The organism is Xanthomonas translucens pv. undulosa (assembly GCF_017301775.1).
Classification (GTDB): Bacteria; Pseudomonadota; Gammaproteobacteria; order Xanthomonadales; family Xanthomonadaceae; genus Xanthomonas_A; species Xanthomonas_A translucens.
This window is the reverse complement of record NZ_CP063993.1, coordinates 4,265,357-4,286,329: the sequence shown is the minus strand read 5'-3', so window position 1 is coordinate 4,286,329 and position 20,973 is coordinate 4,265,357. Positions and strand designations below refer to the sequence as shown.

The following is a 20,973-nucleotide window of genomic DNA, read 5'->3' as shown; positions in this document are numbered from 1 at the left end:
GGGTGGCGGCCATACCTGAACTTGCAGAGATTCGCGCATTCGTCTCGATGCGTAGACAGGCGCTATCGCAACGGCGCGCAACGTGTGCTTGGCAGCGGAGAAAACGTCGTGCCTGCCGCGCCGCCGGCGCGCACGCGAACACGCCGCCGGCGGCGCAACGGCAGGCGCCGGCAGCGGCGTGGCGGCGGCGGCGATCAGTCCGGCTTCGGCAGCGCGGCCGGAAGCGCCGGGTTGTCCGCCTGCAGCATCGCGCGGGCGAACTCGGCGAGCCGCTGCTGGACTGCGGCAGGCGGCGTGCCGGCGTCGATCGACTGCTGCAGCGCCATCAGCTGCGCGGCCAGTTCGCCCTGCCAGCGCATGCGTTCGGAATCGTTGCCGACGCGCTGCACCTCCAGCGTCGCCTGGGTCTGCGCCGCGGCGTCGCCGCGCACCAGCGTTTCCATGGAATCGACCAGGCGCTGCAGCAACCGGTACACCGCGGTCGCGGAAAATCCGCCCAGCATCGCCAGGGTCGGCTTGCCGAACGTGCGCATGCCGCCGCTCTCGAACAGGTCGCCGGGCAGGACCTCGACCAGGATCAGCCCGGCGATCAGGCCCAGGATCATGCGCGCGCCGTAGGACGCGTCGAACTTGGGATCGTAGATGGCGTTGGCGACGTAGCGATGCACATGGAACAGGGACGAGAACGAGGCGCCCAGGCCGGCGCAGGACAGCAGGAACACGGCATTCCACAGCAGCACGCTGCCGGAGGAATCCAGGAACCCCAGGCGCACGTTGTCGGCGCTGACATCATCGGACAAGGCCGATGCCACCACCGCGAACAGGAACAGCAGCGAGGTCGCGGTCAGCGCGCGCACCAGCGGCAAGGGGCCGAGCAAGGTCGCCCAGTGCCGGCGGCGGCGCTCGGCATCGAGCGAACACCGCCTGCGGCGTCGCCGGGCGGATGATCTGCGCCAGCCGCCGATGCGTCACCGCCAGCTCGTACGCGCCGTGCTCGCTGCCGGCGGCGCTGGGCGCGATGCCGTCCAGCAACGCCGACAGGCGCGCAACCAGTTCCGGCGGAACCGCCATGCCGTGTTCGAGCGCGTAACGCGCCATCGCCTCGCACTCCACCCGCAGCTGCGGCAGGATGCCCGGCGGCGGAACCCGCGCGGCGGCGGCCGTGCCGACGCCGGCAAGCCAGCGCCGTGCCGCCGCGCCCAGGGGCTGGATCCATGCGTTCATCGGAGCACTCCTGGAGGGGCCGGCGGCGACAGAGGCGTGCTGCCCCGCCGCCGTGTGGCGGGGGGCGGAGGTCGCCCGGGCTAAGGCATGCGCTGCAGGGTTCCGCTGTCGGCGCGGGTGCCGAGGCGGTCGAAGATCTGCAGGCTGACGTTCCCGTCCTGCTGCGGTTGCAGTTCGGCCTGGCCATCGCTCAGACGCCCGCAATAGCCGGCGTCGTTCACGCCGAGCGACAGCACCACGGTGGTGTCGCGCGTGCCGGCATAGCGCGCTTCGATCTGGCAATCGCGCGGACTGCCGTAGCGCAGCGTGGCCACGGCGGCACCGGGCGCCAACGGCGTGGCGGCGATCTTCAGGGTCAGCGCCGCGGGGCGGCTGGCGCCGCTGGTGCCTGCGAGCAGGCGCCAGTTGCCCTGCAGCGCACTCGCCGGCGCCGGCAAGCTGTGCAGCAGCAGCAGCAGCGGCAGCGGCGTGCCGTCGATGCGCAGTTGCAGGTCGTCGGCGCTGCGCTGCGCGGTCAGGGTCTTGCCCAGCAGCCTGTCGCAATAGATGCCGCCGTTGATCGACTCCAGACGGTAGGCAGCGCCGTCCTGCGCGAGCAGGTTCAGCCCGCAGTTCAGCGGCGCGCCGAACTGCAGGCGGGTCTTGCCGGCTTTTTGCAGCAGCTGCACCGCGGCCATGCGCCGCGCATCCAGCGCCAGGCTGCCGCGCCAGTCGCCGGCCGGCAGTGCTGCGGGCGCTGCAGGCGCTGCAGGTGCCGATGGCGGCAACGGTGCGGCGCTGGCGCTCAGCGGCAACGCCAGCGCCAGGCACAGCGCCGGCCAGCGGCGTGGGGGCGGCAAACGACGCGTTTGGATGGCCATGCGACTCTCCTGTTGGGAATGGATGGGACAGCGGCCGCCGCTCACCACGGCAGCGCGAAGAAATAGGCGATGGCCAGCAACGCGGCGCATGCCGACAGCACCGCGAACAGCGCCGAGGCGATGCGCCTGCGCCGCCGTCGGCGCTGCGCGCGGGCCAGCGACAGCAGGTCGATCCGCAGCTCCCGGCACCATTGGTCGGTGTCGCGCCGCGACAGGACAAAACCGTGTCTAGGCATGCTCTGGCTCCGTGGGCAGTTGCTGCGCGCCAGGTGGGCGCTGCAGGTTCCAGAGTTTCAGCCGCTGTCCGTCGAACAGCACTTCGCCCAGCGGCGCGTGCGTGCCCTCGAACACGATCTGCAGGCGGTGGCCGGGTCGCCGCGGCTTGCGCGGCAGCACCTGCAACAGCAGGCGCGGCGCTTCGTCGGGCATGTCCAGCACAGCCAGCTCGACCTCGAAGGCCAGCGTCAGTTGCCCGATCTGCGGAGTTTGAAAGGCCCGCAGTTCCCACAACGGGATCTGCAGCGACGGCGCGTCGTCCGTGGCCGCTGCCAGCGGCAGCGTGGCCTCGCCGCCGAAGCAGGCCCGCAACACCTGTTCGTGGCGGGCACGGCAGCGCTGTTGCGCATCCAGCAACGCTGCCGACAGGCCCTGCAGCAACAGATCGAACTCGCAGCGCAGCGCGCGCATCATTCGTCCTTCAGCCAGGCGGGCCTGCGCGGAAATCCCACGTGGTAGCACAGCCACTGCATCACCACCTGGTGCTCGCCGACCTGGAGCACGGCGAAATTCTTTTCGGTGCCGATGATCGCGCCCTTCGGCGTATCGCTCAGGCAGCGGTTGAGCAAGGCCCGGGCCGCTTCGACCTGCTCGGGCGTTTGCATCTGCGTCGGGTTGTCGCTGCCGACCACGACCCGCTTGACGAACTTGACTTCAGTGAGGTCGAACATCGTTGACGAGTCCCCCGACGAGATGGTCCAACTAGTGCCTTACGCGGCAACCGGTACCGGCGCGCCGACCTTGCGCGGCGCCACCGAGCTTTGCAGGATGTCCATCACCCTTGCCAGGCCTTCCGGCATGCCCCGGTCCTCGGCGTGCACCGAGACGTGGTACTTGGCCGCGTTGTCGGAGCTTCGGGTGTTCTCCTTGTGCGTGGCCACCGAGCCCTGGATATGCACCTTGGCCTTGAACATGCCCCAGCCGAATTCCATGTCGGCCGACAGCGAGGCCGACGCGTCGGTGGAGGACTTCTCGGAAAAGGACGACTTCACTTCCATGTCGAAGGTGACGTCCACGGTGCGGATGCTCAGGCTGGGCACATTGACGATCGCCAGCAACGGCACTTCCAGCTCCACTTCTTCTTCGGCGATGCCGCCGGCGGTGGTCGGGTCGTCGACCGGCCGCTTGAAGCGGAAGCTCGCGGTGCGGGTGGCGCCGAGGGCTTGCGGATCGGTGCTGCCGGCGTCCGGCGGCATGAAACCGATGACGCGGATGAAATCGGCGGTGGCGCGGGCCAGCTTGACCTGCGCGTCGCAGGCCGCATCCAGCGGACCGCCGATCAGGTCGGCCATCGGCAGACCCTTGAACTGACTGGAGATGTTTACGAGTTCGTCAGGCATTGCAGTAACTCCTTAGGTAGGTGGATTGGTGACATCGTCCGTGCCCGCGGCGGTCGGCTTGTCGGCCATGACCGTCTTGAACACGCCCTGCGTCTGCGCCAGGTGATTCATCAGCCTGGCCGCTCCGTCAGTTGGTTCGGTCCCTTCCACGCGCAACACCACGTGGACGGCACTGTGGCGCTGGCTCTTCGCGCTGGCGCTGGTGTCCACGCGCACGCTGGACTTGGCCGCGCTGCGCTTGGAGCGCCAGGCGCCTTGCGCCGCGGCGGGATCGGTTGCCGGCGGCGGCGGCGCGTAGAAGCCTTCGCTGGACTGCAGCCCGCCCATGTCGCCGAGCTGCGCGTCGAAGCTGATCTCCACGTCCTTGATCCGCAGCACATTGGTCGAGACCAGCGGCAGCAGCGGCGCGCGGTAGTAGTCCTCGTCGTCCTCGCCGGCCTGCGGATGCTGCGACGGCAGGCGGATGATCACGCTCTTGGGCCGGTGGAACTCGTCGAAGTAATCGCCGAGGTTGGCCATCTGGTGCTGTTCGATGCGGTCCTGCGCCTCGATCACCGCACCGGCCAACGCTTCGATCAGGTCATTCAATGCGGTCTGCCCAGCCATGTTCGCTCCTGGAGAAAGGGGGCTGCCGTCGGCGACGGCAGCGGATCGGTGTCGCGCAGCACGCTGGCGCACCCGCCGCGCCGGCAGCGGGATGCGTGCGCAGCGGCGCGGCGGCGCACGCTCAGTTCAGATCGGGAAACGCGTCGACCCTGGCCAGCCAGCCCCTGAGGAACTTGCCGAGCGCGGGCTTGGCATCGACCAGGCGCCGGTAGTAGTCGCGGCGGCCCTGCTTGTAGCGCGTATACAGGTCCCGCTGGTCGGCCGCCTGCAGCGCCGCCAGGGTGGCCGCGCCGAACTTGCCATCCGCAGGCAACTGCAGCGTCGGCTTCTGGTCGTTGAGCACGCGCTGCAGCAGCCTGGTCGCGTTGCTGCCGGCATTGACCTGGAAGTCGAACAGGATCTCGGCCAGCGGCTGCAGCGCGATCTCGTCGCCGTGCACCGCATTCCAGTAGCAGGCCTTGTAGATCACCGCGGCCTGGGCGTCGCTGAGCGCACGCAGGTTGTCCAGGCTGGGTTCCAGTTGCAGCAGCGACTTGGCGTAGAGGCGGAAGGTACCCAAAGTGATGCCCTTGTTGGTGGCGCCGCCCGGATCCACCGGATCGTTGACGAAGCCGCCCTCGTGCTTGAGCAAGGTAGGGAAAAACGCGTTGAAGTCGGCCATTGCGATCCTCCAGGAGTGCGCCCGTCAGCGGGCTTGGAGGAAGTGTGGCGAGCGGGCGCAGGCGGCGGGATCGGCAAAAACCCGATACGGCGGCGCGCAGACGCTGAGCCTGCGTGCCCTGCCGGCGCGGTGTCGCCCGCACCCCCGCCGCGCGCTGCGCCGCCCCATACGCAGGCGTGTGTGCCGGCGCCCGGCGCGCTGGCCGATGAACCGATGCGCCCGGCGCTGCCATCGCGGCTGCATGCGCGCGCCGGCTTCTGGAATAATGCGCGGCTATGAGCAAAATCGATCAGCTACTGCACAACAACCGCGCCTGGTCCGAGCGAATCAATCGCGAGGATCCGGACTTCTTCGGCCGCCTGTCCAAGCAGCAGACCCCGGAATATCTGTGGATCGGCTGCTCCGATTCGCGAGTACCGGCCAACCAGATCATCGACATGGCGCCGGGCGAGGTGTTCGTCCACCGCAACATCGCCAACGTGGTCGTGCATACCGACCTCAACTGCCTGTCGGTGATCCAGTTCGCGGTCGAAGTGCTGAAGGTCCGGCACATCCTGGTGGTCGGCCACTACGGCTGCGGCGGCGTGCATGCCGGACTGACCCGCGCGCGCCTGGGCCTGGTCGACAACTGGATCCGCCATGTCACCGACGTGGCCGAAAAGCACGACGGCTGCCTGCAGCAGGCCGGCGATCTGACCCTGCAGCACGCGCGGCTGTGCGAACTCAACGTGCTCGAGCAGGTGGTCAACGTCAGCCGTACCTCGATCGTGCGCGACGCCTGGGCGGCCGGCCAGGAACTGACCGTGCACGGCTGGGTCTACAGCCTGCGCGACGGCCGCGTGCACGACCTGGGCATGGAACTGGAGCGCATCGAGGACCTGGCGCCGCGCTACGATGCGGCACTGGCGCGGATCTGCCAGGACCGCGAGGATCGCTGATCCGGCGGCGTCCGCGCCGCCGCGACCACCCAAGGACCCCGCATGCTGCCCGCCCCGCTGAACCTGCACGCCTGGATCGAAGACCACCGGCACCTGCTGAAACCACCGGTGGGCAACAAGTGCATCTATGCCGGCGACTTCATCGTGATGGTGGTCGGCGGGCCGAACGCACGCACGGACTTCCACTACGACGAAGGCCCTGAGTGGTTCTATCAGCTCGAGGGCGAGATGCTGCTGAAGATCCAGGAAGACGGCGCGGTGCGCGAGATCCCGATCCGCGCCGGCGAGACCTTCCTGCTGCCGCCGAAGGTGCCGCATTCGCCGCAGCGGGGGCCCGATTCGGTGGGCCTGGTGATCGAACGCCGGCGCCTGCCGCACGAGAACGACGGCCTGCAGTGGTATTGCGAACGCTGCAATCACCTGCTGTACGCAGACTACTTCCCGCTGCGCAACATCGAGACCGATTTCCCGCCGGTATTCGCGCGCTTCTACGCCTCCGAGGCGTTGCGCACCTGCGACCAGTGCGGACAGGTGCACCCGCTGCCGGCGCCCGCCACCGCGCCGTGAGCGCCCTCGCCGACCGCGGTGCCGGGTCCGCGCTGCTGCATGGCCTGATCGCGCTGAAGCCGCGCGACGTTCCGCTGCGCGTGGCCCTGCGCAACACCTTCGCGGTGGTCGCCACGCTCGCCGTAGGCGTGGCCGGCGGCCATGCCGAACTCGGCCTGGCGATGGCCACCGGCGCACTGAACACCATGTTCTCCGACCAGCCCGGGCCGTACCGTGCGCGCATGCAACGCATGCTGATGGCGGCGCTGGCCGCCGGCGGCGCGGCGTTGCTGGGCATGCTGATCGGCGCGCACACCGCGGCGCTGGCGCTGGCGGCGCTGCTGCTGGGGCTGGGCGGCGGCCTGCTGGTGGCGCTGGGCCCGGTCGCGGCGCGGGTCGGGCTGACCAGCATGATCCTGCTGGTAGTCAGCGCCGACGTACGCCTGCCGGCGGCGCAGAGCGTCGGCGTGGCCGCGCTGATCTTCGCCGGCGGCGTGCTGCAGATGCTGATGGCGCTGGCCGCCTGGCCGCTGCAGCGCTACCGCCCGGAGCGGTTCGCGCTGGCCGAACTGATGCGCCAGCTGGCCGGCATCGCCCGCCAGCGGCCGAGCGCGACGCTGGCGCCGCCGGCCACCGAGGCGGTGCTCGAGGCGATGGTGATGCTGCACGGCGAGCATCGCTCGCGCGGGCTGGCGGTGCAGTCGTTCCGGATCATCGCCGAGCTGTGCGAACGCGCGCGGCTGGAACTGCTGACCCTGGCCGACCTGCACGGGCGCCTGGACGAGGTGTCGCCCGCGCGGCTGCCGATCGAGCGCGTGCTGGAACGCAGCGCGGTGGTGCTGGACCAGCTCGCCCACGCGCTGGACAACGCCGAGGACCCGGCCGCGGCGGAGGCCTCGATGACCGGCTTCGACGATCTGGCCGACGCGCTGGCGCAAGCGCAGGCGCAAGCCGCGGACACCCGCGAGCGGCGCCTGCTGCGCATCGCCGTGGCCCGCGTGCAGGGCCTGGGCGGGCAACTGCGCGCGCTGGTGCGCAACGGCCACTGGGCCAGCAGCCGCGGCGAGATCCAGGCCGAGCTGGCCGAGGCCAGGTTGCCGGCGGCGCTGCGTCCCCTGGCGCCGCTGCAGACCCTGCGCGCCAACCTCGGCTTCTGCTCGGTCGCGTTCCGGCATGCCTTGCGCTGCGGCGTGTGCCTGAGCCTGGCGGTGCTGTTCGCACGCTGGCAGGCGATCCCGCACGGCTACTGGATCCCGATGACCACCGCGATCGTGCTCAAGCCGGATTTCGGCGGCACCCTCAGCTTCGGCGCGTTGCGCGTGGCCGGTACTTTCGCCGGGCTGCTGCTGGCCACCGTGCTGGCCCACTTCAGCATGGACGGCGCGGTGCTGCGGCTGTTGTTGCTGACCGTGTTCTGCCTGGGCTTCCGCCTGCTGACCCAGGTCAACTACGGCCTCGGCGTGGCCTCGCTGACCGGCATGCTGGTGTTGCTGCTGTCGTTCGAGGGCATGGCCCCGGGCGAGGCGATCGGCGAACGCATCCAGGCCACCGTGCTCGGCAGCGCGCTGGCGTTGGTCGCCTACGCACTGTGGCCGACCTGGGAGCGCCGGCATATCCGCGCCACCCTGGCGCAGCTGCTGCTGGCCTATCGCGACCATCTGGCCGCGCTGTTCGAAGGCCGCCTGCAGGCGCTGCCAGAGACCCGCGCCGCCTCCCGCACCGCGCGCACCAACGTGCAGGCGTCGATCGAGCGCCTGCGCGGCGAGCCGCGGCGCAAACGCAACCTGCGCGAACTGACCCTGGCCGAATCGGTCCTGGCCAACGGCAACCGCCTGCTCCGCGCTTCGCTGGCGCTGGAGGCGGTGCTGCGCGACAGCCCGTCGCTGCCGCAGCTGCCGGAGCTGGAGCAGTTCCGGCAGCAGGCGCATGCGGCGCTGACGCAACTGGCCGACAGCCTGCGCAGCGGCACCGCGCCAGCGCAGGCGACCTTGCGCAACGACGAACGGCGCCTGGCCGAGGCGCTGGCCGCGCACCTGCAGGAGGCCGGCGACGGCGCGGCGCTGGCCGCGCTGGCCGATACCAGCGACCGCGTCGCCGATAGCGTCAGCACCCTCACCCACCTGCTGCGCGGCGCCATGCTGCCGGTGGCCGCCGCGGCCGCCGACGAAGCGCCGCAGCGCGACCGGTAGACTGTGCCCTCGCCCCGCTGCCCGCTGCCCGCTGCCGATGAACCATATCCTGACCCGCGACCACGCCACCGCGCTCGACGCCGCCGACCCGCTGCGCGAGCTGCGCGACGAATTCCTGTTCCCGCAGCACCAAGGTGCCGACCAGGCCTACTTCGTCGGCAATTCGCTCGGCCTGCAGCCGCGCGGCGCCCGCGCCGCGGTGCAGGAGGTGTTGGACAAATGGTCGACGCTGGCGGTGGAAGGCCACTTCAGCGGCGACACGCAGTGGATGACCTACCACGAACTGCTGGCCGCGCCGCTGGCGCAGCTGGTCGGCGCACTGCCGCACGAAGTGGTGGCGATGAACACGCTGACGGTGAACCTGCACCTGCTGATGGTCAGCTTCTACCGCCCCACCCGCGAGCGCCCGGCGATCCTGATCGAGGCCGGCGCGTTCCCGTCCGACCAGCATGCGCTGGCCTCGCAGATCCGCTTCCACGGCTTCGATCCGGCCACCGAGCTGATCGAGGTGCAACCCGATGGCGCCAACGGCATCGTGTCGCTGGCGGCAATCGAACGCGCCATCGGCGAACACGGCCCGCGCCTGGCGCTGGTGCTGTGGCCGGGCGTGCAATACCGCACCGGGCAGGCCTTCGACCTGGACGCGGTGGCGCGGCTGGCGCGCGCGGCCGGCGCCGCGGTCGGTTTCGATCTCGCGCATGCAGTCGGCAACATCCCGCTGACCCTGCACGACGCCGCGCCCGACTTCGCGGTGTGGTGCAACTACAAATATCTCAATGCCGGTCCCGGCGCGGTCGCCGGCGCCTTCGTGCACGAGCGCCACGGCCACGGCGACACGCCGCGCTTCGCCGGCTGGTGGGGCCACGACAAGCGCACGCGTTTTCAGATGGGGCCGGAGTTCGTCGCCGCGCCCGGCGCCGACGGCTGGCAGCTGGGCAATCCGCCGATCCTGAGCATGGCGCCGCTGCGCGCCTCGCTGGAGCTGTTCGAACGCGCCGGGCTGCCGGCGCTGCGGCGCAAGTCGCTGCAGCTCACCGGCTACCTGGAGACGCTGATCCACGCGCGCCTGGCCGAGACCCTGCAGATCCTCACTCCGGCCGACCCGGCGCAGCGCGGCTGCCAGCTGTCGCTGCGCGTGATCGGCGGGCGCGAGCGCGGCCGCGCGCTGTTCGAATACCTGCAATCGGTCGGCGTACTCGGCGACTGGCGCGAACCGGACGTGATCCGGATCAGCCCGGTGCCGCTGTACACCCGCTATCGCGACATCTACCGCTTCGTCGAAGAAGTGGAAACCTGGGCCGGCGTCTGAGCCGCCCCCTTCTGCGCGGCCGCGGCCGCGCGTCTTGCCGGATGTTTCCTTGAGCGCCTCCCCCCGCAGCATCACCCTGATCGGCGCCGGCCTGGCCGGCTCCCTGCTCGCCCTCCTGCTCTCGCGCCAGGGCTGGCGCGTCACCGTCTACGAACGCCGTGGCGACCCGCGCATCCAGGACTACGAGCGCGGCCGCTCGATCAACCTGGCGCTGGCCGAACGCGGCCTGCATGCGCTGCGCCAGGCCGGTGCCGACGCCGCGGTGATGGCCAAGGCGGTGATGATGCGCGGGCGCATGGTGCACTTCGCCGACGGCCGCCAACAGTTGCAGCGCTATGGCCGCGACGACAGCGAAGTGATCTGGTCGGTGCACCGCAACGACCTCAACATCACCCTGCTGCAGCTGGCCGAACAGGCCGGCGCGCAGATCCACTTCTACCGGCGCCTGCACACGGTGGATTTCGACGCCGGCTACGCGCGCTTCATCGACGACCGCGACGACCAGCCGCACGACATTCGCTTCCACAGCATGATCGGCGCCGACGGCGCCGGCTCGGCGCTGCGCGCGGCGATGCAGCGCAAGTCGCCGATGGCCGAGCACACCGAGTTCCTGGACCATTCGTACAAGGAACTGGAAATCCCGCCCAACGCCGACGGCAGCTTCCGCATCGAGGCCAATGCGCTGCACATCTGGCCGCGCGGGCACTACATGTGCATCGCCCTGCCCAACGACGAAGGCACCTTCACCGTCACCCTGTTCCTGCCCAACGAAGGCGAGCCCAGTTTCGCCACCACCCGCAGCGGCGCGGAAGCCCTGGCGTTGTTCGAACGCGACTTCGCCGATGCGCTGCCGCTGATGCCGCAACTGGCCGAACACTGGGAACAGCACCCGCCGGGCCTGCTCGGCACGCTGCGCCTGGAACGCTGGCACCTGGACGCACGCGCGGTGCTGCTCGGCGACGCCGCGCACGCGATGGTGCCGTTCCACGGCCAGGGCATGAACTGCGCATTCGAGGATTGCGTGGCCCTGGCCGCGCACCTGCAGCGCGAGCCGAACCTGGGCCGTGCCTACGCCGCATTCGAGGCAGAGCGCAAGCCCAACGCCAGCGCGATCCAGCAGATGGCGCTGGAGAACTACATCGAGATGCGCGACCGCGTCGGCGATGCCGGCTTCCTGCTGCAGCGCGAACTGGAGCAGGCGCTGCAGACGCGCCATCCGACCCGCTTCGTGCCGCACTACACCATGGTCACCTTCCTGCGCACGCCGTATGCGCTGGCGCTGGAGCGCAGCGAGATCCAGCGCCAGATCCTGGTGCAGGCCACGCAGGGCCACAGCGATCTGTCGCGGATCGACTGGGCCTGGCTGGAACGCAGCGTGCACGCGCGCCTGGCGCCACTGGAAAGCGCGCATTGAGCCAATCTTGCCTTACCCTGTAGGAGCGGCTTCAGCCGCGACCGGCATTCCCGGTAGCGTTGGTCGCGGCTGAAGCCGCTCCTGCAAAAGCCGGCCTATGCGTAACGCAAGCGGCAACGCAGCCGAGGCCGACGATCCACTACCACATACCGCCGACTTCACAATGCCCGACAGCTTTCTCTTCTACGACCTGGAAACCTTCGGCGCCGATCCGCGGCGCACGCGCATCGCCCAGTTCGCGGCGCTGCGCACCGATGCGGCGCTGCACCCGATCGAAGAGCCGATCAGTTTCTTCGTGCAGCCGGCCGACGACCTGCTGCCCTCGCCGATCGCCACGCTGATCACCGGCATCACACCGCAGCAGGCGCTGCGCGATGGAGTCAACGAGGCCGACGCGTTCGCGCGCATCGCCGAGCAGATGGCGCGGCCGCAGACCTGCACGCTGGGCTACAACTCGCTGCGCTTTGATGACGAGTTCGTGCGCCACGGCCTGTTCCGCAATTTCCACGACCCGTACGAGCGCGAATGGCGCGGCGGCAATTCGCGCTGGGACCTGCTGGACATGCTGCGGCTGATGCACGCGCTGCGCCCGGACGGCATCGTCTGGCCGCAACGCGAGGACAGTGCCACCTCGTTCAAGCTGGAGCAGCTGGCGCTGGCCAACGGCGTGCGCGACGGCGACGCGCACGAGGCGCTGTCCGACGTCCACGCCACCATCGGCATGGCGCGGCTGTTCCGCGAACACCAGCCGCGGCTGTGGGACTACGCGCTGAAACTGCGCGACAAGCGCTTCTGCGGCGGCCTGCTCGACGTGGTGGCGATGCAGCCGGTGCTGCACGTGTCGATGCGCTATCCGGCCGCACGCCTGTGCGCGGCGCCGGTGCTGCCGCTGGCGCGGCATCCGCGCATCGACAGCCGGGTGCTGGTGTTCGACCTGGAAGGCGATATCGAACCGCTGTTGCGCTATACGCCCGAGCAGATCGCCGACCGCCTGTACACGCCGCAGGCCGACCTGCCCGAAGGCGAACAGCGCATCCCGTTGAAGGAAGTGCACCTGAACAAGGCGCCGGCGCTGGTCGCCTGGTCGCATCTGCGCGATCCGGATTTCGCGCGCCTGCAGATCGACCCGGCGCAGATCCTGGCCAAAGCCGCGCGCCTGCGCGAGGCCGGGCCGGAACTGGCCGAGAAGGTGCGCCGCGTGTTCGGCAACGAACGCGCATCGGCCCCGGCCGACGTGGATGCCTCGCTGTACGACGGTTTCCTGGCCGACACCGACAAGCGCGCGATGGCGCAGGTCCGCGCCACCCCGCCGGCGCAGCTGGCGCCGCTCGAGCACGGCTTCCGCGATCCGCGCCTGCCCGAACTGCTATTCCGCTACCGCGCGCGCAACTGGCCGCAGACGCTGTCGATCGCCGAGCAGGGCCGCTGGGACGACTACAGGCGCCAACGCCTGCACGGCGACAGCGGCCTGTCCGAACTGGGCTTCGACGGTTACGACGCGCAGCTCGCCGATTTACGCTTGGCTCACCCCGACGATGCTACCAAGCAGGCTCTGCTCGACCAGCTGGCCGCTTGGGGCCAGGACCTGCAACGCACCCTATGACCTCTTATTTCAGCGACGCCAGCTTCAAGTTCCTGCGTGCCCTGGCGCGGCACAACGACAAGGCCTGGTTCAACGACAACCGGCACAAGTACGAAGAACACGTGCGCCAGCCGTTCCTGCGCCTAATCACCGACCTGCAGCCGGACCTGGCCCAGGTCAGCGACCATTTCCGCTCCGACCCGCGCGGGGTCGGCGGCTCGCTGTTCCGCATCCATCGCGACGCGCGCTTCTCCCACGACAAATCGCCGTACAAGACCTGGCAGGGCGCGCGCCTGTTCCACGAGCGGCGCAAGCAGGTGCCGGCGCCGTCGTTCTACCTCCATCTGCAACCGGGCGAGAGCTTCGTCGGCGCCGGCCTGTGGCATCCGGAAGCGGACACGCAGCGCAAGGTGCGCCAGTTCATCTTCGACAACCCCGGCAGCTGGAAAGCCGCCGCACACGCGCCCAAGCTGCGCCGCCGCTTCGATTTCGAGGCCACGGAAATGCTGGTGCGGCCGCCGCGCGGCTTCCCCGCCGAGTTCGAATTCATCGACGACCTCAAGCACAAGAACTGGGTGTTCTGGCGCAAGCTCGACGACGCCACCATGACCGGGCCGAAACTACGCGCGCTGGTGGCGGCCGACCTGCAGACGCTGGCCCCGTTCGTGGACTACCTGTGCGCGGCGCTGGATCTGGAATTCTAGAGATGGCCGTGGTCCCACAGGCACAGGAACTTGCGGCCTGTTGGCAGGGTGCACTGTGGGAGGGACTTCAGTCCCGACGCCGCCCGGTCGCGGCACGTCCACCGCTTCGTTCGTCGCGACTGAAGCCGCTCCTACAAGGCGCTTGCGGTTTGCTCGCAGGGTGCACTGCAGGAGCGGCTTCAGCCGCGACAGACAAGCAAAACCGCCAAGGTTCCTGGCTGCGTTCGTCGCGGCTGAAGCCGCTCCTGCAAAAGCTTGCCACCGCACGAGGCACACAATGAAAAAATGGCTGGCGCTGCTGTTCCTCGCCCTGCTCGCGCTCGGCGGCTATGTCGTCGCCGGGCCCTATCTGGCGATCCGCGGCATCAGCCAGGCGCTGCAGCAGCGCGATGCGGCGGCGCTGGAGCGCTACGTCGACTTCCCCACCCTGCGGGTCAACCTGAAGGCGCAGGTGGACGATGCGCTGCTGCGCCGTGCCGGGCCGGACCTGCAGTCCGGCCTGTTCGGCGGCGCGCTGCTGTCGCTGGCCGGCAGCGTCAGCGGCATCGGCGTGGATGCGATGGTCACCCCGGCCGGGATCGGCGCGCTGCTGCAAGGCGATGCGCTATGGAAACGCGCCAGCGGCGACACCGTCGGCGGCGACACCTACGCCGCGCCGCGTCCGCCGCAACCGTTGCGGCAGGCCGAACACCGCTTCGAATCGACCTCGCGCTTCGTCGCCACCCTCCACACCGCCGACGGCACCGCAGTGCCGTGCGTCTTCACCCGCGACGGGCTGCGCTGGAAGCTCAGCAACATCCTGCTGCCCCTGTAGGAGCGGCTTCAGCCGCGACTTGATTACACCGAAGCCGCATTCCCTTCTGCACCGGTGTGTCGCGGCTGAAGCCGCTCCTACAGGTGGCGACGCGCCGCTCAGCGGCGCCAGGCAGTCGCATCGAGCGCGCGCTGCAGGCGCTGGAACGCCGGCCGCAACTGCCAGCGCGCCGGCCACGGCAGGCCCGCCAGCGCGGCGCGCGCATCCAGCGCCTGCACATCGCCGGTCCAGGCGAACACCACATGGTTGTCGCCCTCCGGCTCGTCCATCCGCAGCACGCGGCCGCCGAAGATCTTGCGCAAGTGCGCCACGTGCTGGCGGGTGTCGGTGGCGTACAGGTTCACCGCCAGCACGCCGCCGGGCGTCAGCGCGGCGTGGCACGCATCGTAGAAACCGCGCGTGCGCAGCGCCGCGGGGATGCCGTCCGCATCGTAGGCATCGAGCAGCAACAGATCGTAGCGGCCGCCGCGCTGCGGCAGCAGCTGCGCGCCGTCGCCGTGCAGCGCCTGAAAGCGCGCATCGTCGGCCGGGATGTGGAACGCATCGCGCAGCGCCAGCACGTCGGCATCGGCCTCGATCGCCTCGATCCGCGCCTGCGGCAGGTGCCGGTAACAGAACTTGGCCTGCGAGCCGCCGCCCAGGCCGACGATGCCGATGCAGTGCGGATCCGGCCGCAGCAGCAGCGCGCCGAGCATGCTGCGGGTATAGCCCACCTCCAGCAGGTGCGGCCACAAGGTGAGCATCCGGCTCTGCGTCACCTCGCCCTTGAACTGCAGGCTGGTGTAGCGCCAGCCGCGTTCCAGGTAGGGCCGTCCCGGGTGCAGCGCGTGCGCCTGCGCGCGGTCGGGCCACAGCAGCCGGCGCAGCGTGGCCCAGCGACCGCCTGCGCCGCGGTTGCCGCCGGAGGCCGCGCTCACGGCTTGGCGATGACGTTGGCCACGCCGTGCGGCACGTGCCCGGCGGCTACGCGCTCGCGTGCGGCGCTGTCGATGTTGTGCTGCGAGTCGTCGAAGAAGATGTCGGCGCCGAACGCCTGCAGGAACGGCCCCTTGTGGCGGCCACCGAGGAACAGCGCCTCGTCCAGGCGCACGCCCCACTCGCGCAGCGTGCGGATTACCCGCTCGTGCGCCGGCGCCGAACGCGCGGTGACCAGCGCGGTGCGGATCGGCGAGGCCTCGCCGGCCGGGAACGCGGACTGCAAGGCATGCAGCGCGGACAGGAAATTGCGGAACGGCCCGCCGGTCAGCGGCTCGCGCGCGTTCTCGCGCTCGTAGCGGCCGAACGCTTCCACGCCCTGCTCGCGCGAAAAACGCTCGCCCTCGTCGCCGAAGATCACCGCATCGCCATCGAAGGCGATGCGCAGCTGCGTGGACAGGCGCTCGGAATCGATCGCCCCGGCCGCCGCGGCCGCCTCCTGCGCATGTTCGCCCGGCGCCTTGGGCAGGATCGTCGCCGCGGCGATGCCGTGGCTCAGCGCACGCCGCACCGATTCCGGATTCGCGGACAGGAACAGGTCGGTGCCGAACGGCTTGACGTAGGGCCAGGTGGCCTCGCCGGAGGTGAAGGTGGCGCGGACGATACCCAGCCCGTAGTGCTGGATCGAATTGAAGATGCGCAGCCCGGTGTCGGCGGAATTGCGCGACAGCAGGATCACCTCCACCGGCGGCGTCTCCGGCGGCGTACCCTGGTTCAGCGCCAGCAGCTTGCGCACCACCGGAAACGCCACGCCCGGCGCCAGCACATCGTCCTCGCGCTCGCGCTGATAGGCGCTGTACGCCTCCACCCCTTCCTTCTCGAACAGGGCATGGCCCTCTTCCAGATCGAACAGGGCACGCGAGGTGATCGCGACGGTGAGCAGGCGGGGGGCGTTGTCGGACATTTTTGGGGGACTCGGGACTCGGGACTCGAAAAGCGTCCCATAACGGAAGTTTAGCCGGCACCGGCCATGCGATCGAAGCACGCCAAGCAGCAGTTGCGTTTATCGAGTCCCGAGCCCCGGCATTCACACCATGAACTGCTCACTCAAGATCCGCTCTTCCAGATTGTGCTCCGGATCGAACAGCAAGGTGACCAGGCGGTCGCGCGATTCGCGGATGGTGACTTCGACCACGTCGCGGGTCTCATGCGAGTCGGCAGTGACGCTGACCGGGCGTTTGTACGGGTCGAGCACGCGCAGGCGCACCTCGATGTCGGCCTTGAGGATCGCGCCGCGCCAGCGCCGCGGCCTGTATGGCGCGATCGGAGTCAGCGCCAACGTGTGCGAACCCAGCGGCAGGATCGGGCCGTGCGCTGAGGAGTTGTAGGCGGTGCTGCCGGCCGGCGTGGCCACCATCACCCCGTCGCAGATCAGTTCATCGACGCGGGTCTGGCCGTTGAGGTCGATGCTGACATGCGCGGCCTGGCGGGTCTGCCGCAGCAGCGACACTTCGTTGTAGGCCAACGAACCGGTGGTGGTGCCGGACTCGGTCTGCGCCAGCATCTCCAGCGGCCGCAGCTTGGCCGGCTCGGCCTGCGCCAGGCGCACGCCGAGGTCGTCGTCGCGGTACTGGTTCATCAGGAAACCGACCGATCCCAGCTTCATGCCGAACACCGGCTTGCCCAGGCCGCCGTGGCGGTGCATGGTCTGCAGCATGAAGCCGTCGCCGCCAAGCGCGCACAGCACATCGGCCTCGGCCGGCGCACAGTCGCCATAGCGCGCGATCAACTTATCGCGCGCCAGCACCGCAGGCGGCGCAGTGCTGGCGAGAAAACAGATACGGGGAGCGGAAGGCAGCGCGGAAGTATTCATGGCCTCGATCATACCCGGCGCGCCGGTGACCCGCGCGCCCTCGCCCGCACGCCTGGACTCGAACAGTCGCAACGGCGAGCCGAACAAACTCGGTCCGCGCCATGCCGGCCGTGGAACGCCCTTCTGACGCTGATCGAACCGCATTGCCCGCTTTCGGGCCAGCCTGGGCGTCAGCCCTACCGGTTGGAGACGATGCCGCGGATCCACGTTCTGCAGCAGTGATACGCGCTGAGCGACCCTGGAGCGGAGGAGGCGCTGTACGGCACGGTCGCGATGCGCCGTTTTGCCAAGATCGGCGGTCTGGATGACGTGCCGGAGGTGACCACGATCCTGAACTTTCGCCGGTTGCTGGAGAGGCACGATCTGGCGCGCCAGCTGTTCAACCGGGTGAACGCGCATCTGTCGCGCCAGGGCCAGAGCTTGCGGGGTGGGACCATCGTGGACGCAACGATTATCTGTGCACCCAGTCCGACCAAGAACTAAGGACAGCGAACGCGATCCGCAGATGCACCAGCCCAAGAAGAGAAATCAGTACGACTTCGGGATGAAGGCGCACTCTGGCGTGGACGATGACTCCGGAGTTGATGCACGACCTGGAATGCACACGGCAGCCAACGTGGCCGACGTCGCACAGGCGCACAGGCTATTGCATGGCAAGGAAGACACGCTCAGCGGTGACAGTGTGGCTACACCGGGCTGAAGAAGCGCGGGCAGAGGGCGAGCAAGCGCAAGTTGCGTTCTCTGATCGCAGAAAGACCCTTGAAGCTGAAGCAGATCAAGAGCAAGTGCGAAGGGAAGTGGGCCAAGCGCCGGAAGCACGCCAAAGCCAGCCTGCACGCGCAGGTCGAACATCCTTTCGGGTGCTCACAGGTGTTGACGTTGTTTGCGCTGTTGAACCTGTGGATGGAGCGAAAGCAATTGATGCCTGCTGCGGGAAGCATGCGCCTATCATCTGGGGATGAGTCCCAATATGCGCTGAGAAACCGCTTATCGACAAAAAGCTGCCACCCTTCTTTTTAGGAAGCGTTGATCAGAGCATCCCTAAACCGCGAAATTTCCGCTCTTCCGGCGAATCGATGCCCAGTTGAGCCACGCATTGCAGCTTAGCATTGATATTCTAAGGAAAACTCAGGGCCAGAGGAGATGTCTGATTCAAACGGATACTTCTCTCTGGCCCCGTTGTTTCAACCCTCATGCTTGGCGCGGACTGCCAACGTGTTGCATTTGCAAGTTATCCGCCTTCTTTGAAAGAGGAATGACTGATGGAGCCTATTCGCTCCCGCACGCCAAGTACTGCTCGCGAGCTTCAGGCCGGATCTCAGCCGGATGCGGTCCAGCCCATCGCGGATCGGTTGGTGTCTACGCCTGCAAGCAGTCCCCTGGATGGCTTGCCCGCTCGGCGGATGGTATCCCGGACCAGTCCGCCGCCCTCCCCTGCACGCTCGCCGGCGTTTTCAGCGGGCAGCTTGAGCGGCCTGCTACGTCAGCAGATTGATCCGTCGCTTTTTGCTGGATCGCCTTTTGATTCATTGCCTTCCTTCGGCGCTGCTCGTGCAGAGTCTGCTCCAGGAGAGGGGGATGAGGTGCAATCGGGTCTGCGTGCAGTAGATGACCCGCAGCCCTCAGCAAGTGCGGCGATCACTGCCGCGCCGCCGCGCACCAAAGCGGCGGCGCGGCGGCGTTCTGCCCAGACCTCCGACGCTTTGCCTGCCGCGCATGTGGATCTAGGCACGTTCGGCTACAGCCAGCAGCAACAGGAGAAGATCAAACCGAAGGTGCGTTCGACATTGGCGCAGCACCACGAGGCACTGGTCGGCCATGGGTTTACACACGCGCACATCGTTGAGCTCAGCAAACACCCGCCAGCGCTAGGGACCATAGCGGCCAGGTATTCGGAGATGATTGCGGCGTTGCCAGAGGCGACACACGAAGACATCGTCGGCGTCGGCAAACAGAAGTCGGGCGCACGGGCCCTGGAGGCCTTGCTCACGGTGGCGGAAGAGTTGAGAGCTCCACCGTTACAGTTGGTCACAGGCCAACTCCTCAAGATTGCAAAACGTGGCGGCGTGAACGCGGTGGAGGCCGTGCATGCATCGCGCAATGCGCTGACTGGCGCCCCACTGCACCTGCTCCCGGACCAGGTGGTGGCCATCGTCAGCAATCATGGCAGCAAGCTGGCGCTGGGGACGGTGCAGCGGCTGTTGCCCGTGCTGTGCAAGCCCCCCTATGGCCTGACCCGGAACCAGGTGGTGGCCATCGTCAACAATAATGGCGGCAAGCAGGCGTTGGAGACGGTGCACCGGCTGTTGCCGGTACTGTGCCAGCCGCCCTATGGCCTGACCCCGGAGCAGGTGGTGGCCATCGCCAGCCACGATGGCGGCAGGCAGGCGCTGGAGACGGTGCACCGGCTGTTGCCCGTGCTGCGCCAGCCCCCCTATGGCCTGACCCTGGAGCAGGTGGTGGCCATCGCCAGCAATAATGGCGGCAAGCAGGCGCTGGAGACGGTGCAGCGGCTGTTTGAACCTGCCCCCTGAGAACGGACGCCAAGAAGCAGGGGGTTAAGCGGCTTGCTTCAGTGTCTTGGCATAGTCGTTGGGGGACAGGTATCCAAGCGCCGAGTGCAAGCGCGTGGGATTGTAGAAGCCATGGATGTAGCTGGCGATGGCGGCGTGGGCAGCGGCCCGGGTCTCGTAGACGCCGGTGGCCTCTTCGTTCTTGAGCGTGGCGAAGAAGCTCTCGGCGACGGCGTTGTCCCAGCAGTTGCCCTTGCGGCTCATGCTCGGCACGAAGCCGTGCGCGGCCAGCGTCTTGCCGAAGTCGCCGCTTGCGTACTGGCTGCCGCGGTCGGAGTGGAACAGCACGCCGGCACCGACCGGCGAGGCCGACCAGGCATTGAGGAACGCTTGCCGTACCAGATCGTCGGGCATCCGCTCGGACAGGCTGTAGCCGAGCACCTGCCGAGTCCGCAGATCGAGCACGGTGGCCAGATACAACCAGCCCTCGCGGGTCGGGACGTAGGTGATGTCACCGGCCCAGGCCGGCACCGTGCTGTCCACAGCGAACTGACGATCCAGACGGTTTTCGGCCACCGGCTGGCCATGCCGACTGTCCGTCGTGCGCGGCGTGAAGCGCCCCTTGGTCTTGCCACGCAGCCCCTCCTCCCGCATCAGCCGGGCCACGCGCGTGTGGCCCACGGCGTGCGCGCATGCGCGCAGCGCACGGACCATGCGCGGGCGTCCGTAGGTGCCACGGCTGCCGGCGTGGAGCGTGCGCAGGTCGGCGCGCAGGGCCGCCTCCGGGTCCGGGCGATCGCGGCGGTGCAGGTACCCATGGAAGCCGGAGACCGACACCGCCAGCACGCGGCACAACATCCGGATCGGATAGTGAGTCCGCTCACGCGCGACGAAGGCGTACCTCACTTGGACTCCCTGGCGAAGAACGCCGTCGCTTTTTTTAGGATTTCGCGCTCCATTTTGAGCGTGGCGTTCTCGGCCCGTAGCTGAGCCAGCTCGCTCTCCATCTCACTCACCGGCTTGCGGCTGGGAGAACTGCACGGGCGGCCGGCACGCGCAGCGTCCACCCAATTGCCCAACGTCTTGACCGACATGTCCAACTGACGGGCCGCCTTGGCGCGACCAACCGACTCCGCCAAGGCGGTCGCCTGGGCCTTGAAATCGTCCGTGTAGCGACGACGGGTAATGCGTTGCATGGAAACCTCCAGG

At 68.8% G+C, this 20,973-nt stretch carries 20 protein-coding genes and 3 pseudogenes; 10 read left to right on the top strand and 13 right to left on the bottom strand.

What is annotated here, in order from left to right; all coding sequences use genetic code 11:
- Positions 1 to 194: 194 nt before the first annotated feature.
- The 8 genes and pseudogenes from ISN38_RS18280 to ISN38_RS18245 form a co-directional block, all read right to left on the bottom strand.
- Positions 195 to 1,098 (bottom strand): annotated as a pseudogene (locus tag ISN38_RS18280) (hypothetical protein).
- Positions 1,099 to 1,304: 206 nt separating this feature from the next.
- Complete coding sequence (locus tag ISN38_RS18275; RefSeq protein WP_108084889.1) at positions 1,305 to 2,084, bottom strand: hypothetical protein; 780 nt, start codon at positions 2,082 to 2,084, stop codon at positions 1,305 to 1,307.
- A 41-nt stretch (positions 2,085 to 2,125) separates the two neighbouring features.
- The gene (locus ISN38_RS18270; protein WP_108084888.1) at positions 2,126 to 2,320 is read right to left on the bottom strand and encodes a hypothetical protein; all 195 of its coding nucleotides are present in this window, start codon (positions 2,318 to 2,320) and stop codon (positions 2,126 to 2,128) included.
- The gene (locus ISN38_RS18265) at positions 2,313 to 2,771 is read right to left on the bottom strand and encodes a hypothetical protein (protein WP_108085324.1); all 459 of its coding nucleotides are present in this window, start codon (positions 2,769 to 2,771) and stop codon (positions 2,313 to 2,315) included. The genes ISN38_RS18270 and ISN38_RS18265 overlap by 8 nt, the downstream gene beginning before the upstream one ends.
- Positions 2,771 to 3,031: a hypothetical protein gene (locus tag ISN38_RS18260; RefSeq protein ID WP_003471826.1), complete on the bottom strand. Its 261-nt coding sequence runs from the start codon at positions 3,029 to 3,031 to the stop codon at positions 2,771 to 2,773. The genes ISN38_RS18265 and ISN38_RS18260 overlap by 1 nt, the downstream gene beginning before the upstream one ends.
- Positions 3,032 to 3,070: 39 nt before the next feature.
- A complete protein-coding gene (locus tag ISN38_RS18255) occupies positions 3,071 to 3,700 on the bottom strand; it encodes a DUF2589 domain-containing protein (protein WP_003471825.1) in 630 nt (209 codons plus the stop codon).
- Between the two features lie 12 nt (positions 3,701 to 3,712).
- Positions 3,713 to 4,306, bottom strand: a complete 594-nt coding sequence (locus ISN38_RS18250; protein ID WP_047325018.1) for a DUF2589 domain-containing protein — start codon at positions 4,304 to 4,306, stop codon at positions 3,713 to 3,715.
- A gap of 121 nt (positions 4,307 to 4,427) precedes the next feature.
- Positions 4,428 to 4,967: a glycoside hydrolase family 108 protein gene (locus tag ISN38_RS18245; protein WP_003471823.1), complete on the bottom strand. Its 540-nt coding sequence runs from the start codon at positions 4,965 to 4,967 to the stop codon at positions 4,428 to 4,430.
- A gap of 275 nt (positions 4,968 to 5,242) precedes the next feature.
- Here ISN38_RS18245 and can point away from each other — a divergent pair, with 275 nt between their 5' ends.
- The 8 genes from can (at position 5,243) to ISN38_RS18205 (ending at position 14,463) form a co-directional block, all read left to right on the top strand.
- Positions 5,243 to 5,905 carry a carbonate dehydratase gene (gene can / locus ISN38_RS18240; protein ID WP_003471820.1) on the top strand — a complete coding sequence of 221 codons (663 nt, stop codon included), beginning with the start codon at positions 5,243 to 5,245 and terminating at the stop codon, positions 5,903 to 5,905.
- Positions 5,906 to 5,947: 42 nt separating this feature from the next.
- Positions 5,948 to 6,472: a 3-hydroxyanthranilate 3,4-dioxygenase gene (locus ISN38_RS18235; RefSeq protein ID WP_003473717.1), complete on the top strand. Its 525-nt coding sequence runs from the start codon at positions 5,948 to 5,950 to the stop codon at positions 6,470 to 6,472.
- A 32-nt stretch (positions 6,473 to 6,504) separates the two neighbouring features.
- Entirely contained in the window at positions 6,505 to 8,640 is a 2,136-nt protein-coding gene (locus tag ISN38_RS18230) for an FUSC family protein (RefSeq protein ID WP_206712233.1), read from the top strand.
- 37 nt (positions 8,641 to 8,677) lie between these two features.
- Entirely contained in the window at positions 8,678 to 9,949 is a 1,272-nt protein-coding gene (gene kynU / locus ISN38_RS18225; protein ID WP_108084887.1) for a kynureninase, read from the top strand.
- A 49-nt stretch (positions 9,950 to 9,998) separates the two neighbouring features.
- Positions 9,999 to 11,363: an FAD-dependent oxidoreductase gene (locus ISN38_RS18220; RefSeq protein ID WP_108084886.1), complete on the top strand. Its 1,365-nt coding sequence runs from the start codon at positions 9,999 to 10,001 to the stop codon at positions 11,361 to 11,363.
- Positions 11,364 to 11,526: 163 nt separating this feature from the next.
- A complete protein-coding gene (gene sbcB / locus ISN38_RS18215; protein ID WP_206712232.1) occupies positions 11,527 to 12,966 on the top strand; it encodes an exodeoxyribonuclease I in 1,440 nt (479 codons plus the stop codon).
- Positions 12,963 to 13,649 (top strand): DUF2461 domain-containing protein, encoded by a 687-nt coding sequence (locus ISN38_RS18210; RefSeq protein ID WP_108084885.1) that lies wholly within the window; start codon positions 12,963 to 12,965, stop codon positions 13,647 to 13,649. The genes sbcB and ISN38_RS18210 overlap by 4 nt, the downstream gene beginning before the upstream one ends.
- Before the next feature lie 277 nt (positions 13,650 to 13,926).
- Complete coding sequence (locus ISN38_RS18205; protein ID WP_003471809.1) at positions 13,927 to 14,463, top strand: DUF2939 domain-containing protein; 537 nt, start codon at positions 13,927 to 13,929, stop codon at positions 14,461 to 14,463.
- A gap of 98 nt (positions 14,464 to 14,561) precedes the next feature.
- Here ISN38_RS18205 and ISN38_RS18200 read toward each other — a convergent pair whose 3' ends face one another.
- The 3 genes from ISN38_RS18200 to ISN38_RS18190 form a co-directional block, all read right to left on the bottom strand.
- A complete protein-coding gene (locus tag ISN38_RS18200) occupies positions 14,562 to 15,380 on the bottom strand; it encodes a spermine/spermidine synthase domain-containing protein (RefSeq protein WP_053008594.1) in 819 nt (272 codons plus the stop codon).
- Positions 15,377 to 16,342 carry a 5'-nucleotidase gene (locus tag ISN38_RS18195; RefSeq protein WP_003473694.1) on the bottom strand — a complete coding sequence of 322 codons (966 nt, stop codon included), beginning with the start codon at positions 16,340 to 16,342 and terminating at the stop codon, positions 15,377 to 15,379. The genes ISN38_RS18200 and ISN38_RS18195 overlap by 4 nt, the downstream gene beginning before the upstream one ends.
- Before the next feature lie 123 nt (positions 16,343 to 16,465).
- Positions 16,466 to 17,236 carry an NAD kinase gene (locus ISN38_RS18190; RefSeq protein WP_087960525.1) on the bottom strand — a complete coding sequence of 257 codons (771 nt, stop codon included), beginning with the start codon at positions 17,234 to 17,236 and terminating at the stop codon, positions 16,466 to 16,468.
- A 9-nt stretch (positions 17,237 to 17,245) separates the two neighbouring features.
- On the opposite strand from ISN38_RS18190, the pseudogene ISN38_RS18185 reads away from it, so the two are divergent.
- Both ISN38_RS18185 and ISN38_RS18180 read left to right on the top strand, forming a co-directional pair.
- Positions 17,246 to 18,271: pseudogene (locus ISN38_RS18185) on the top strand (IS5 family transposase).
- Positions 18,272 to 18,513: 242 nt separating this feature from the next.
- Positions 18,514 to 19,767 (top strand): annotated as a pseudogene (locus ISN38_RS18180) (type III secretion system effector avirulence protein AvrBs3); the annotation flags it as partial.
- A gap of 42 nt (positions 19,768 to 19,809) precedes the next feature.
- On the opposite strand, the gene ISN38_RS18175 reads toward ISN38_RS18180, so the two are convergent.
- Both ISN38_RS18175 and ISN38_RS18170 read right to left on the bottom strand, forming a co-directional pair.
- Entirely contained in the window at positions 19,810 to 20,670 is an 861-nt protein-coding gene (locus ISN38_RS18175; RefSeq protein ID WP_206711954.1) for an IS3 family transposase, read from the bottom strand.
- Positions 20,667 to 20,960, bottom strand: coding sequence for a transposase (locus ISN38_RS18170; RefSeq protein ID WP_038237253.1), 294 nt, complete (start codon positions 20,958 to 20,960; stop codon positions 20,667 to 20,669). Before ISN38_RS18170 ends, ISN38_RS18175 begins: the two co-directional genes overlap by 4 nt.
- Between the last annotated feature and the right edge of the window lie 13 nt (positions 20,961 to 20,973).